This window comes from Halomonas qaidamensis, assembly GCF_025917315.1.
Classification (GTDB): Bacteria; Pseudomonadota; Gammaproteobacteria; order Pseudomonadales; family Halomonadaceae; genus Vreelandella; species Vreelandella qaidamensis.
Genome location: NZ_CP080627.1, coordinates 448,373 through 462,200, shown reverse-complemented (window position 1 = coordinate 462,200; position 13,828 = coordinate 448,373). Strand labels below are relative to the sequence as shown.

13 protein-coding genes are annotated in these 13,828 nt (G+C 54.1%); 9 read left to right on the top strand and 4 right to left on the bottom strand.

Going from position 1 to position 13,828, the window contains the following annotated elements:
• Positions 1-85: 85 nt before the first annotated feature.
• A complete protein-coding gene (locus K1Y77_RS02215) occupies positions 86-472 on the bottom strand; it encodes a hypothetical protein (RefSeq protein WP_030074387.1) in 387 nt (128 codons plus the stop codon).
• 184 nt (positions 473-656) lie between these two features.
• On the opposite strand from K1Y77_RS02215, the gene K1Y77_RS02210 reads away from it, so the two are divergent.
• The 7 genes from K1Y77_RS02210 (at position 657) to K1Y77_RS02180 (ending at position 6,056) form a co-directional block, all read left to right on the top strand.
• Positions 657-1,064, top strand: coding sequence for a DUF2170 family protein (locus tag K1Y77_RS02210; protein WP_030074389.1), 408 nt, complete (start codon positions 657-659; stop codon positions 1,062-1,064).
• Positions 1,065-1,143: 79 nt separating this feature from the next.
• A complete protein-coding gene (locus K1Y77_RS02205; protein WP_030074391.1) occupies positions 1,144-1,839 on the top strand; it encodes a PspA/IM30 family protein in 696 nt (231 codons plus the stop codon).
• A gap of 46 nt (positions 1,840-1,885) precedes the next feature.
• Positions 1,886-2,932 (top strand): ion channel, encoded by a 1,047-nt coding sequence (locus tag K1Y77_RS02200; protein WP_030074392.1) that lies wholly within the window; start codon positions 1,886-1,888, stop codon positions 2,930-2,932.
• A gap of 30 nt (positions 2,933-2,962) precedes the next feature.
• The gene (locus tag K1Y77_RS02195) at positions 2,963-3,706 is read left to right on the top strand and encodes a YjfK family protein (protein ID WP_264430120.1); all 744 of its coding nucleotides are present in this window, start codon (positions 2,963-2,965) and stop codon (positions 3,704-3,706) included.
• Between the two features lie 59 nt (positions 3,707-3,765).
• Positions 3,766-4,188 carry a DUF350 domain-containing protein gene (locus K1Y77_RS02190; protein ID WP_030074396.1) on the top strand — a complete coding sequence of 141 codons (423 nt, stop codon included), beginning with the start codon at positions 3,766-3,768 and terminating at the stop codon, positions 4,186-4,188.
• 12 nt (positions 4,189-4,200) lie between these two features.
• Positions 4,201-4,806, top strand: coding sequence for a DUF1190 domain-containing protein (locus K1Y77_RS02185; RefSeq protein WP_030074397.1), 606 nt, complete (start codon positions 4,201-4,203; stop codon positions 4,804-4,806).
• Positions 4,807-4,868: 62 nt separating this feature from the next.
• A complete protein-coding gene (locus K1Y77_RS02180) occupies positions 4,869-6,056 on the top strand; it encodes a glutathionylspermidine synthase family protein (protein WP_030074399.1) in 1,188 nt (395 codons plus the stop codon).
• Positions 6,057-6,084: 28 nt separating this feature from the next.
• On the opposite strand, the gene lysS is transcribed toward K1Y77_RS02180, so the two are convergent.
• The 3 genes from lysS to K1Y77_RS02165 form a co-directional block, all read right to left on the bottom strand.
• Positions 6,085-7,599 carry a lysine--tRNA ligase gene (gene lysS / locus K1Y77_RS02175; RefSeq protein WP_264430116.1) on the bottom strand — a complete coding sequence of 505 codons (1,515 nt, stop codon included), beginning with the start codon at positions 7,597-7,599 and terminating at the stop codon, positions 6,085-6,087.
• Positions 7,600-7,777: 178 nt separating this feature from the next.
• Positions 7,778-8,876 (bottom strand): peptide chain release factor 2 gene (prfB, locus tag K1Y77_RS02170; protein WP_406567248.1). Its coding sequence is split into 2 segments (ribosomal slippage): positions 7,778-8,800 and positions 8,802-8,876, totalling 1,098 coding nucleotides; the frame shifts between segments, so codons are not numbered across the junction.
• Positions 8,877-9,119: 243 nt separating this feature from the next.
• Positions 9,120-10,466 carry an OmpP1/FadL family transporter gene (locus tag K1Y77_RS02165; RefSeq protein ID WP_264430114.1) on the bottom strand — a complete coding sequence of 449 codons (1,347 nt, stop codon included), beginning with the start codon at positions 10,464-10,466 and terminating at the stop codon, positions 9,120-9,122.
• A gap of 274 nt (positions 10,467-10,740) precedes the next feature.
• On the opposite strand from K1Y77_RS02165, the gene K1Y77_RS02160 reads away from it, so the two are divergent.
• Both K1Y77_RS02160 and K1Y77_RS02155 read left to right on the top strand, forming a co-directional pair.
• On the top strand, positions 10,741-11,184 hold the full coding sequence (locus K1Y77_RS02160; protein WP_030074406.1) for a MerR family transcriptional regulator: 444 nt from the start codon (positions 10,741-10,743) through the stop codon (positions 11,182-11,184).
• Positions 11,151-13,769, top strand: coding sequence for a heavy metal translocating P-type ATPase (locus K1Y77_RS02155; protein WP_264430110.1), 2,619 nt, complete (start codon positions 11,151-11,153; stop codon positions 13,767-13,769). The genes K1Y77_RS02160 and K1Y77_RS02155 overlap by 34 nt, the downstream gene beginning before the upstream one ends.
• Positions 13,770-13,828: the final 59 nt, after the last annotated feature.

Below are 13,828 nucleotides of genomic sequence, written 5' to 3'. Positions count from 1 at the left end.
GGACAGTTCCTAAACAGCACCATTAAAAACAGCAAAACCGGCCGGAGCCGGTTCTACAATGCGCATATATCAAGACGCCAATACGCTAGTCTTGCTCGTTATCGAGCAGCAGTGCGTCATCAACGTCAGAAATCTCAAGTGCGGTTTCATCGTCAAGATCAATCGCAAGATAGCTATGCTCAATGCGAACAAATGCTTGAAACAGTGACCAGTCGAGCTTTTCCGGCCATTGGCGCTCATCCTCTTCCCAAGCACGCAGCTCGGTCTCCAGGATTTCTGCGTAGCGCTCACGCACGAACGTCTCAAGCGCTTCTGGGGTATCCATCTCGGGGATAAGGTACACCGTGCTTTCACGTTCGACGTCGTCCAGGGTCAGGTCGTCGTCTCCCATGGTGGGTTCGAGCGCATTGATCCAGTCCACGAAGGTCTGGGTCGGCCTGACGCTCAGGGCAGAGCGATTTAGCAGTTTCATGGGATTCTCCTCGCCGTCGAAACGTTGATCATTATGGGTGCTAACGGATTAGTTTGCCATCGGTGCAGACGCAATATCGTTTCAATGCGTAAAATGAGGCAGTATTTAGGTTTAACGACTTACTGTTACTTAGCAACACAGGCCGTTACAAGCCTGTGTTGGAAAGCAAATTAGGATACGCTCAATGAACACTCAAACACGACTCGAAGCGATTAAACTCAGCGTGGAACAGAATGAGCTGAATTGGCCTAACGCTGATATCGCACTCGACCAAGACAATGACTCACTGGTGTTTACGCTCAAGGACTACGGTGACTTACCTGTTACCCTAACGTATTCCGACGAAGAGTGGCTGGTAATGAGCGAAGTGGCCCCTACCAGCGCTGTTGAAGATATCAACACCTTCAATGATGCTTTGCTACGTTTGGGCATGGCCTTACCACTGGTCAGTGTTGGCATTCACACCCTTGGTGACGAAGATTACTACGTGGTTTATGGCCAACTATTTGCAGATTGCAAGCTCGAAGCGATCAGTGCGGAAGTTGAAGCCTGTGCTCAGGCCGCACTGGAAATTGCCGATTTAATCGACTGATTGCTCATGTGATTCAGTATCAACCGGTTGTTCGTCCTGCGTGCAAGCGTCGGATTGGTTCGTCTTAAGGAGTTACCCAATGTTACTACGCAAAATGTTTACCGCCCTACGCGGCAAAGCCACTGAAACCGGCGAAGCGATTGTCGATAGTCAGGGGATTCGTATCATGGAACAAGAACTACGTGACGCTAAAACGGCAATGAATCGAGCTAATGAAGAGCTTACTACCATCATGGCCAGACGCAATCTTGCTGCAAAAGAAGTCGATGCACTGTCCGATAAAATGGCTGAGTATGAAAAAAGCGCTATGGCTGCACTTGAGAAAGGTGAACAGAGCCTAGCTGAGGAAGTTGCCGGCGAAATTGCCCGCTTGGAAAGTGAGCGCGAAATCGCTCAGGCCAATGTCACCCAGTACGATGGCACCATCGAAGCATTAAAGTCGACTATTGCTAAATCGAAGGGTGAAATCCGCCGCGTTGAGCAGCAGATGTCTCACGTTAAGGCGACTGAAGCTGCACAAAAGGCGCAGGCTGCCGTGGCATCTCAACACGCTGGTCAAAATGCCAGCATGAGCAGCGCTGTTGCCTCTCTGGAGCGCATTAAAGAGCGCCAGGCACTGCAGGCTGAAAAGCTCAAAATTGGCGAATCACTGCAAGCCCAGGAGTCTGGGGCCGACTTGGAAGCGCGTCTTTCTCAAGCGGGTATCGGCAAACAGCAAACCTCAGGAAGCGATGTGCTTGCTCGCCTAAAAGCCAAGCAAAATGCTGGAAACTGAGTGCCAGCGTTAACACTACCGCCTGAACACAAGGAAGAGTGACGCCATGCCAGTGCTACAACGGCTACTGAAAGTTTTAAAAGCCTCTACTATTAACGTCAGTTGGACGTTTCTGCTGCTGTTGGCGCTGGCTCATATGACAACCTCGTGGCTGCTCATGGGGCTCACCGGCGAAGAGGTCACGGGTTCACTGTCGTTGTGGCTGTATTTTTACGTCGTTACAGCGTCTACCGTGGGCTATGGGGATTTCTCACCAAGCTCAACTGCTGGGCAGCTGATCGCTGTGTTTTACCTAATTCCGGGCGGCATTTCACTATTTGCTGCCCTGATCGGTAAGGCAACCGTTACGGTGGGCAACTTTTGGAGGCAGCAAATGCAAGGAAAAGGCGATTACAGCGATCTTACTGGTCACACGGTAGTGCTCGGCTGGCATGGAGAAACCACTGAAAAGATCATTGATATTCTCAAAGCTGATCGGCAGCTACCCGATGAAATCGTGCTGTGTGTCACCAAAGACATCAACAACCCACGCCCGGGCGATCTAAAATTCGTCAAGGGTGATAGCTTCGCCAATATGGCGCTGCTCAAACGCGCCGGTGTTGAAAATGCTAGCCGTATTATTATCTATGATGGCAGCGATGAACGCGTGGCCACCGTAGCGCTTTCCGCTTATAGCCTGAAATCTCCTGGTTGCCACATCGTTGCCCACTGCGAAAACCCTAATACCGCAGCGATGTTGCGGCGCACGCTACCTGGCATCGAATGCACTGAAGCCATGGCGCTAGAAATGCTGGTGCGATCAGCCACCGATGCTGGCATTAGCCGCGTCGTTAATGAGCTGCTCGCCGTGAACCATGGGGCCACTCAGTACCAAACGCAGCTGCAAGACATTCCCAAAGGCAGCACGTTTGGCCAATTATTCGCCTTAGCCAAGGAAGCGCATAATGCCACCTTGCTTGGCGTCACCTCCATTAGTGACGAAGCGAATATGCTCAACCCACCGTCTTCCCGTGAGCTGAGTGACGGCGATGTGCTGTATTACATGGCCTATGAGCGTCTGACGTCGGCCCACTTTTCATCTTTGCTGTCATGACACCCAGCCGCTTTATGGAGATTCATCACCATGCTTGGTTCACTTAAATCGTTATTTCGTGCCAACAGTAAAAGCGTGCAACAAAAACACACCAGCGAAACTGCCCAGCGTTCTAGCGGCCTGCCAGCAGGCATGACCCCAGACGATTTTAACGGCCTGCGGCTTGGTGGCATGGTGTCGCTCAATATGCTGTCGCTGAAAGCGTTTGATAGCCTGAATTTTGATGCCAGCTGGAGCGGTGAGACCCAAGAAATAGCCGCGGTCGGCGTCGTCGAACTCGGCCAAGGTGAACAACTCGCGCGCTTTTATCTGGAAAATGACACCTGGATTCAGGCCTCCATTGCCAATGGCAAGGTGTTTGAATACAAACTGTTCGACTTCTTGTCGTCGCAACACGTTTCTAACCTTGAGTTTGATGGTTTGATCAATCAACCGGATAGCCAGACGCCGTCTCATCCACTCGGCCAACAGCGCTTTACGCTGGAAACCGACAGTGAGACTCAAGACGACCTGAAACGCTATCAGCGCGTCTGGGGCGCTGAAAATAGCGAATGGTCAGCACCGGTAGTGCTTGAAGAAACGGTGACCCGCGCCGATGGCAGCGGTATATCCCACGTCATGCACCACTGCATGCTTTATGAGCGCCATGATCAGGCCTCAGAGCGCTTTGAATATATCCTACTAAGCGCTGAAGCCGATGAGTTGGAAGGCAGCTATCAGTTAGTCACTAGCCTGGGCATTGATATCAGTGCGCTGATTATCGAAGCACACTGATTGCGATCCACGGCGTACGATTTACCACCTACGATTGACGACTAAAAAAGGAAACGATAATGGGCAATATCGGTATGTACTTGGCAGGCCTACCAGCGTTTTTCGCCTACTTGATCACTGCGGCCATCCTGCTGGTAGCGTTCATGGTCGCATACAGCAAGATTACCCCTCATCACGAATGGAAGTTGATTCAAGAAGGCAACGCCGCTGCAGCAACTGCCTTTGGTGGCGCCACACTAGGCTTTACCATACCGCTCTACAGCGCTATGGCGAACAGCGTGAGCTTCATTGATTTTATCGCCTGGGGCATCATCGCCTTTATCGTACAAATCGTTACCTTCTTTGCTATCAAGCTGGTACTGAAAAGCAAAGGTCAGAGCCTTTCCGGACATATTACCGATGGCCATATGGCATACGGCATTTTCGCGGCGACCGTCGCTATCGCGGTTGGCCTGCTCAACGCAGCGTCCATGATCTGGTAACGGGAGGTTTCAATGCAATCATCTAACCAGCCACCTCGCCGCAAACGCAGTTCTCGGCTGACCCTGGCTTTAATGGGCGCGGCCGGCACAGCCGCGTTAGCCGGCTGCGGGCAGTCATCCGCGCCGCAAGACACGCTGTCGGACGTCAACTTCTCCGAACCCAAGGCCTACCAGAACGTAGATGAGTGCGTAGCAGACGAGCTTTACACGCGTACCGCTTGTGAGGCGGCGTTTACCGCAGCCGTTGAAGCGGTTCCGCGCTTTGATTCCTTAGAAGCTTGCGAACAGGTACATGGCGAAGGGGCCTGTGAGCCACCACCTCAATCGGCTCAGCAGGGCCAAGGTGGCAGTTGGTTTGGCCCCGCGCTGATGGGCTATATGGTTGGCAACATGATGGCTAACCGCAATGGCGCACGGGTACAAAGCCTGTATCAAGAGCCGGTCTACCGCACCCGCCAGAATCGCGGCGACTGGAACGCTGCATCGTCTTCCGCTTCGTCACGGGTGGAACAACGTAATCAGGCTTTCCGATCATCGACAATGCAGTCCAATCAGCGAGCGACTCAACGCTCTGGGTTCGGCTCGCGCTCCAGCGCACGGGGTGGATTTGGCTCCTAAGCTAACCTTAGTTCGCTTAACCTCTTCCGTCGCCCTCACCTGTGCTAGCAAGGAGCCGCTTTATGTTGCGCGTTGCCATCCCTGAACGCCCTCAATGGCGCGAGCTAGCGCACCAGTTAGGGTTTCACTTCCATACGATTGAAGGGGAGCCCTACTGGACCGAGGATGCCTATTACCAGTTCACGCTGGAACAGATTGAACAAGACATCGAAGACCCCACCGAAGCGCTACACGAGATGTGTATGGATGCCGTGGACAGGGTTTGTCAGTCCGATGCTCTTCTCCATCAGCTGAACATTCCTGAAAGGATGTGGGGTGTTATTCGTGACTCCTGGCGCAGTGGACAACCTCACCTGTATGGGCGTATGGACTTTGCCTACAGCGGTAATGGGCCTGCCAAACTGCTAGAGCTTAACTACGATACGCCCACCAGCATTTACGAGGCTGGCTTCTTTCAGTGGCTGTGGCTTGAGCAGGTGATCGAACAACGCCTGCTGCCTGCTCATGCCGATCAATTCAACTCGATTCAAGAGCGTCTGATTGCAGCCTTCGCCCACATTGGGCAGCGCCTTGAGCGGGACACATCGGCACCTCCGTCACTACACTTCGCTTCTATCAAAGCCCATGAAGAAGATCGCGCTACAGTTGCCTATTTGCAAGACTGTGCTTTACAGGCAGGTCTTAACGCTCCTTTTGTTCATATCGAAGATATCGGCTATCAACCCGACACAGATCACCGCTGTTTTGTAGACTTGGAAAATCGGCCCATCCGTGCGCTGTTTAAGCTCTACCCTTGGGAAGAAATGAGTGATGACGCTTTTGGTGAGCTGCTACCCAAAATGAAAACCCACTGGTTCGAACCACCGTGGAAAGCGATCCTCAGCAATAAGGGTATTCTGCCGTTGCTCTGGCAATGGAATGAGGGCCACCCTAATCTGCTACCGGCGTATTTTGACACCAGTGATGGCACGTCGCTGGCTCCCGGCTGGGTGCGCAAACCATTTTTCTCTCGGGAAGGGAGCAATATTGAGCTGATAACCACGAGTGGACAGTACGAAGCCGTTGATGGCCCCTATACCGACAACCCGCGTATTCTGCAGGCCTACCACCCACTACCGCGCTTTGGCGAACGGCATGCCCTGATCGGCAGTTGGGTAGTGGGTGACAGGGCGTGCGGCATTGGTATTCGTGAAGACGTTGGCAGAATTACCAAGGACTCGAGCTGCTTTGTGCCGCACGCCATTGTCTAAAGGCGTCTTTCGGTAGACTGCGAAGCCGTTACTCGCTGACTTCGGGACGCATCGCTGGGAACAGCAGTACGTCTCGAATAGAGGGGCTATCGGTAAACAGCATCACCAAGCGATCAATACCAATTCCCTCTCCCGCCGTTGGCGGTAAGCCATACTCCAACGCGCGCACGTAGTCAGCGTCAAAATACATTGCTTCCAGATCACCGGCATCTTTCTCGGCTGCCTGCTCACGGAAGCGCTCAGCCTGATCTTCGGCGTCATTAAGCTCCGAGAAGCCATTAGCAATTTCTCGGCCACCAACAAAGAACTCAAACCGATCGGTAACAAATGGGTTGGCGTCATTACGGCGCGCCAGCGGGCTTACTTCTGCTGGGTATTCGGTGATGAACGTCGGCTGGTCCAGCTTGTGCTCAGCCACTTCTTCGAAGATCTCGGTCTGAATTTTGCCCAGCCCCCAGCTCGGCTTTACTTTAATACCCAGCGTTGCTGCAACGGCTTGTGCGGCTTCCAGCGACTCCAGATCTTCATCGGTGATGCCGTCGCCATGATCCAAAATCGCTTGGCGTAGCGTCAGGCGATGGAAAGGCTGGCCGAAGTCGTAGCTAGCGCCTTGATACACAATAGTGGTGGTGCCCAGCACTTCTTGGGCCGCAGTGCGCAGCATGGCTTCAGTCATATCGAGCAGATCGCGATAATCCGCGTAGGCCCAATAGAATTCGACCATGGTAAACTCAGGGTTATGCCGCGTAGATAGCCCTTCGTTACGGAAATTACGGTTTATTTCAAACACTTTCTCGAAACCACCCACCACTAGGCGCTTGAGGTAAAGCTCAGGCGCAATGCGCAGATACATATCAATATCCAGCGCATTATGGTGGGTAATAAACGGCCGTGCCGCCGCGCCGCCTGGGATTGGCTGCAGCATCGGCGTTTCAACCTCCATAAAGCCGCGGGCTTCAAAGAAACGACGCATGGAGCTAATCACCGCCGCGCGGGTCTCAAACACCTTACGTGACTGCGGGTTCATGATCAGGTCAACGTAGCGCTGACGATAGCGCGCTTCCTGGTCAGTCAGGCCGTGAAACTTATCCGGCAGCGGGCGTAGGCTCTTGGTCAGCAGCTGCGCCTCTCTCATCATCACGTACAAATCGCCCTTACCCGACTTATGCACAGGGCCACGTGCGGCGACGATGTCACCGATATCCCATCCCTTGATGTCCTCAAGCAGGTCGGCAGGCAGCCCCTTCTTGTCCACATACAGCTGGATCTGGCCGGCCACGTCTTGAATCACGATAAATGGGCCACGCTGACGCATGACGCGCCCAGCCACCGACGCTTGATGATCAAGCGCTTCAAGCTCCGCTTTATCCTTTTCGCCTAGCAGGTTGTGTAGCTCAACCGTGAGACTGTCACGGCGAAAATCGTTCGGGAAAGCGCTCTTACCCTGCTCAGCGGCGCGCTCACGGCGAGCTGCGAGCTTGGCACGGCGCTCAGCGATTAGGTGGTTTTCGTTATCGAGAGAAGACGCGTCTTGGTTAGCCATTGGGCACCCTGTTCATGTTCAAACGCTAAAAAGATGACGAACCCCCTGATTAACTATTGCGCTTGACCATACTGCGTTAAAAATCGCCTCAAAATGCTCATTTACAACCCGTAAACTGCGCTTTTTCGTTGATTTTTGCCTTGTCTGGTCTGCGCTCATCACATTAATCAGAGGCTTCTTACAAACCCTGCTTTAGGCTGGCGACGATAAACTGATCTAAATCGCCGTCGAGCACTTTGTCGCAGTTGCTGGACTGAACGCCGGTGCGCAGGTCTTTGATGCGTTGATCGTCCAGTACATATGAGCGAATTTGGCTACCCCAACCGATATCAGCTTTAGAGTCTTCCGCTTCCTGCTTAGCCGCATTGCGCTTTTGCATTTCATGTTCCCACAGCTTCGCTTTTAACTGCTTCATAGCGAAGTCGCGGTTGGCGTGCTGGCTGCGCTGATTCTGACACGCCACCACAATGCCGCTCGGCTCGTGGGTAATCCTCACTGCTGAGTCGGTGGTGTTAACGTGCTGACCACCCGCACCACTGGAGCGGTAGGTATCTACCCGAAGATCCGAGGGATTAATATCAACCTCAAAGCTATCGTCGATTTCCGGCGACAGAAATACCGATGCAAATGAGGTGTGACGACGGCCGCCCGAATCAAACGGACTCTTACGCACTAAACGGTGAACACCGGTTTCAGTGCGCAGCCAGCCGAAGGCGTAGTCGCCTTGGATATGCAGCGACGCTGATTTGATACCCGCCACTTCACCTGCGGAAATTTCGATAATCTCTGCTTTGAAACCGTGGCTCTCAGCCCAGCGTAAGTACATACGCAATAGGATATTCGCCCAATCTTGAGCTTCGGTGCCGCCCGACCCGGACTGAATATCGAGGTAAGCGTTGTTAGCATCCATTTCACCTGAAAACATGCGGCGAAATTCGAGCTTTTCCAGTGCTACTTGCAGGCCATCAAGCTCTTTGCGCACCTCATCAACGGTGCCTTCGTCATCTTCCATCTCAGCAAGTTCAAGCAGGTCGCGGCTGTCAGCCAAGCCCTGGTCAAGCTCATCGATGGTGGCCACAATGGCTTCTAATGATGCACGCTCTTTACCCAGCTTTTGGGCGTAGTCTGGGTCGTTCCAAACGTTGGGATCTTCAAGCTCGCGGGAGACTTCTTCTAACCGATCTTTACGTTCGGCATAGTCAAAGATACCCCCTAAGAACGTCTGTCCGCTCAGACAGGTCCTTGATCTGGTTATGAATCGGATTAGTTTCCAACATGGATCGCCTAGCCTTGGTCAGTATCGCACGGTTCAAAAGAGACAGGCGCCGCTGGGACAGCTAGACGCCCAGGCTTAAAAAATGCCAACGCCAGCCGCCCCAGCGGCGGAATTCTGAGACGCATTGTAACGAAAGCCAACGCTTACCGCACCCATCCCGAAAAAGCTCGCCACGCAAAAAACCCGGCTTACGCCGGGCTAGTCACTCTTAACGATCTACAAAATAGCGCTAACGCACCGTCTATCAGAAGCGATAAGTAAGCTGAGCACCGAAACCATGGGCTTCGTTTTTATAGTCTGCTGAGTAGTTGGAGGTAATCGGTGGCGTTTGCTGACCGGCCACGGTGAAGCTGTCAGTTTTGCTTTGATCAATCTGGGTGCTGCGCTCGGTAAGGTACGAGTAGGCAACGTCCAAGGTTAGATCAGGCGTGGGGCTCCAGCCTGCACCAATCGAGAAAATCCGACGGTCGTCAGAGGGAATACGCACACTGCGAGTTTCATCCTGGGTGGGCGTAAAGTCTAGCGCCACCCCAGCGCGTAGTGCCAGCGTCGGCGTTAACTGGTACTCACCACCGGTGGAAAATGCCCACGCATTGGAGTAGTTCTGCTGCTCGTTAGTAATCTCACCACGCTCGGTGCCAGTAACCAAAATCTGGTCAAAGCGGCTCCAACGTGCCCAAGAGGCCCCAAACATCAGTTTGAGGTTGTCGCTCATTTGCTGGGTAAGCGAGAAGTTGATAGTTTCCGGCGTGGTTAAATCCAGCGCCGCGGTATCCGTCACTGTGCCTATGCCTAATTGATCCAGCACGGGGGAGTTCGCCGTAAAGCTACCATCAAGATTGAAATCTACTTTAGAGCGGTACGTTAAACCAAATGTTGTTTCAGGTGCAGGTTGGTAGATAACACCCAAGTTATAACCCCAGGCCTCATCATCGCCTTCCACACGTGAATCCACTTCAGAAAGGCCCAGCGGTGTTGCCACGGGCACCTGACGGCGAAGTTCACCCTCTACTCGGTTATAGGTAAGGCCAGCCCCCACAGACCACTGTTCGTTGAAGCGATAAGACACCGTTGGCTGAGCCGTCATCACTTTCACTTCGGTGTAATTACCCTGGTTACGGCCTTGGAAACCATCTTCATAGTCAGTTTTCGAGCCGAAGGGTGCATATACCCCAAAACCAAACGCTAGCTGTTCGTTAACAGGATGGGCATAAAAGGCAAAGGGGATTAGCGTACCTGGCACCATATCGCCGTCGTTAGAACCTGCCACTGGCAACGTATCTGTTGCGCCTCCTGTTGCTTGCAGGAAAGCAGGGCTACTCTGTGAAGCACGTACATTAGAGATGTCACTATTTACGTTGAGGAACGTGCCACCTGCAGTGATTTGGGCCCGGTCTAAAAACGACATACCCGCCGGGTTACCGTACACAATGGTTGCATCATGTACATTTGAGCTACGCCCAGCATGGCCATAGCCTTGGCCACTAACGCTCTGCTCGTTGATTTGATATCCACCTGCCTGCGCCTGACTGGCAAAAGCGACGGATGCGACTGCGGCCGCCAAGGTAAGCTTTTTAAATTTATTATGCATAGTGGGCCTCTCTTCCCAATGATCCGATGGATACATCCATCCACCTTCTTTGTTTTACCACGTCAGTTTTCGCCCAATGACCGCTTGGGATCAAGGGCAAACGAGCGTTTTATTTCGGTTTTGTCTTATACATTAGTCGAACGAGTGTTTTAAATCAGTGTTTTAGTCATTCCGACTGATGGTCCCGATACTGCTTGACCTATGTGTTACCCATAGGTTTTACACTAAAAAACATTCCTACTCCCACGCAGAGGACGTTATGCAGTCTGGAGCGATGAAGGTCGGCGAGCTTGCCAAACGCGGCAGCGTTACCGCTGAAACGGTTCGTCATTACACCCGCGAGGGGTTGCTGGCGCCAACCCGGCACCCTGATAACGGCTACCAGCTATTTTCAGCGACTGACTTAGAGCGTCTGAACTTTATCCAACGGGCGCGTAAGCTTGGCTTTAGCGTGGCAGAGATTCGCGACATCCTGGCTCACGCTGATCAGGGTGACTCACCTTGCCCACTGGTGCGCGATTTACTCTCTCACCGGCTACCGCAAATTCGTGAGCGCATTGCTGAGCTAGAGGCGCTAGCCCAGCGAATGGAACAGGCACTCGAAAGTTGGCAGGACATGCCAGACGGTACCCCAGACGGACATAGCCTGTGCCGATTAATCGAAAGCTTTCCCGAGGAGGCACCATGCAGTCACACGACTTGCAACCACAAACGCTGATTCGTACCGTGCCAGGCATGAACTGCCAGGGTTGTGTAAAACGCATGCGCGAAGCGATCCAGGCCAAGGACCCTAATGCAGAGGTAGTCGGCATCCCCGCTGACAAGCGCTTGGAAGTCGTCAGCACGCTAACGGATGAAACGCTTAACAGCGCGCTACACGACGCAGGTTACCCGCCTGGCGACGTGTCATTGGAAAAAGCGGCAGATGAAAACAGCGTCTCACCTAGCGAAGCTGACACCGCTGTTGACAGCGACACTCGCGTTGATGCTGATAGTCGCCAGGGAGCGACAGAGACATCACGCAGTGGCTCAGGTAACCAGCAGATTCGTCTAGCCATCAGCGGCATGTCCTGCGCCAGCTGTGTCAAAAGCGTGCAGAAAGCACTGGAAAACACCCCAGGGGTTGAAACCGCCAGCGTCAACTTCGGCACTCATACCGCCCAGGTATTTGGCCAGGCAGATTCACAGGCGTTGGTTGATGCGGTGGATTCCATCGGGTATAGCGCTGAGCCGATTGTCGATATGCGCGAAGCGGAAAAAACCCGCGCCGAACAGGAAGCCAAGCAGTATAAGCAACGCCTGAAAGGCAGCGCTTATGCCCTGGCACTGGCTCTGCCCCTGATGCTCAGCATGTTTGTCTACCACCCTCACCCTGTCGGTGGTGGGCGGCTTTTCTGGCTGGTGATCGGGCTTCTTACCCTCGCGGTCATGGCCTTTCCTGGTCGTCACTTTTTTGTTAACGCCTGGAAAAATTTCAAGCATCACCAGGCCAATATGGACACTTTAGTCGCCATGGGTACCGGCACCGCTTGGCTGTATTCTATGGCCGTGGTTGCCTTTGCACCCTGGCTGCCAGAGGTCGCTCACGGCATCTACTTTGAAGCTTCAGCCATGGTGATTGGCCTGATTCTGCTGGGCAACGCCATGGAGCTGAAAGCCCGTGGCCGCACCAGCGATGCGTTGAAGCGCCTTCTGGATCTACAAAGCCGTACCGCCCGGGTGATCCGCGACGGTGAGGAGCAGGAAATCGAGATTGACGCCGTACGCAGCGGTGACCATATCCGTGTGCGCCCTGGCGAGCGCCTGCCGGTGGATGGCGAGGTGCTCGAAGGCACCAGCCATATTGATGAATCCATGTTGACCGGCGAGCCGGTACCAGTGAAAAAAGCAGCCGGAGATGAGGTCAGTGCAGGCACTGTCAACGGCAAGGGCGGGCTTGTTTATCAGGCTACCCGAGTGGGTGCTGACACTCGGCTTGGGCAGATCACCGAGCAGGTGGCCAACGCTCAGAACTCACGCCCGCCGATTGGTGAACTGGCCGACAAGGTATCGAGTATTTTCGTTCCCTCGGTGATGATTATCGCCGTGCTGACGGCGTTGGTATGGTTTAACTTTGGTGCCGAGCCACGGGTAATTCATATGCTGGTCACCGCCACCACAGTACTGATTATCGCCTGCCCCTGTGCGCTGGGTCTGGCCACACCTATCTCAACCATGATCGGGGTCGGCAAGGCCGCTGAGCACGGCGTGCTGGTGCGCAATGGCGAAGCCCTGCAAACCGCCAGCAAGCTGACCACGCTGGTGGTCGACAAGACCGGCACGCTGACTGAAGGCAAGCCCAGCGTCACCGAGGCGCATACCCTTCAGGGCGATGAAGAGACCGCGCTTGGCTATGTGATGGCGCTGGAGCGTGGCTCGGAGCACCCGCTGGCAGCGGCGCTCACCGCCCATGGCGAAGACGCCAACGCAAAAGCAGCTGAGATCCGCAACTTCGACAGCGTCACCGGCGGTGGCGTCAAGGCCGAAACATCCGACGGCAAGGCCTTACTGCTAGGCAATGCACGCCTGCTGGAGAATGCGGGCATCGACCTGACCGGTGGAAAGGACACTGCTCGAGAACTCGAAGATAAGGCACGCACTCTGGTCTATCTGGCGGTTGACGGCCAGCTAACGGCGCTGTTCGGCATCAGCGACCCGCTGCGCGACGACACCAAGGCGGCCATCAAACGGCTGCAAAACGATGGCCTCAAAGTCGTGATGCTGACCGGTGATAATCAGCACACGGCTGCTGCGATTGCCCGCGAGGTGGGCATCGACGACTACCGCGCCGGCCTTTTGCCTGAAGACAAACATTCAGAGATTGAGCGCCTGCAGAAAGAAGGAGAAATAGTTGGCATGGTCGGCGACGGCATCAACGACGCCCCTGCCCTGGCACGTGCCAACGTTGGTTTTGCCATCGGCCAAGGCACCGATGTGGCGATTGAAAGTGCCGGTATGACGCTGATGCGCGGTTCGCTGCATGGGGTGGCAGATGCCATTGAGATCAGCCAGGCCACTCTGCGCAACATCAAGCAGAACCTAGTCGGCGCCTTTGGCTACAACGTGCTGTGCATCCCGATTGCCGCCGGGGTTTTCTACCCGCTGACCGGCATGCTGCTCTCGCCGATGATTGCTGGGGCGGCCATGTCGCTGTCCTCGATTACCGTGGTCAGCAACGCCAACCGCCTTCGGCTGTGGAAAACCCAGCGCAAAAGCGCTGCCAGCCACTCGGACACCTCTGCAACACAGGAGCAAAGCGTATGAGTATTCTGGTTAACTTGGCTGGCTTTGGCCTGATCGCTGCCATCGTCTGGTGGTTCTGG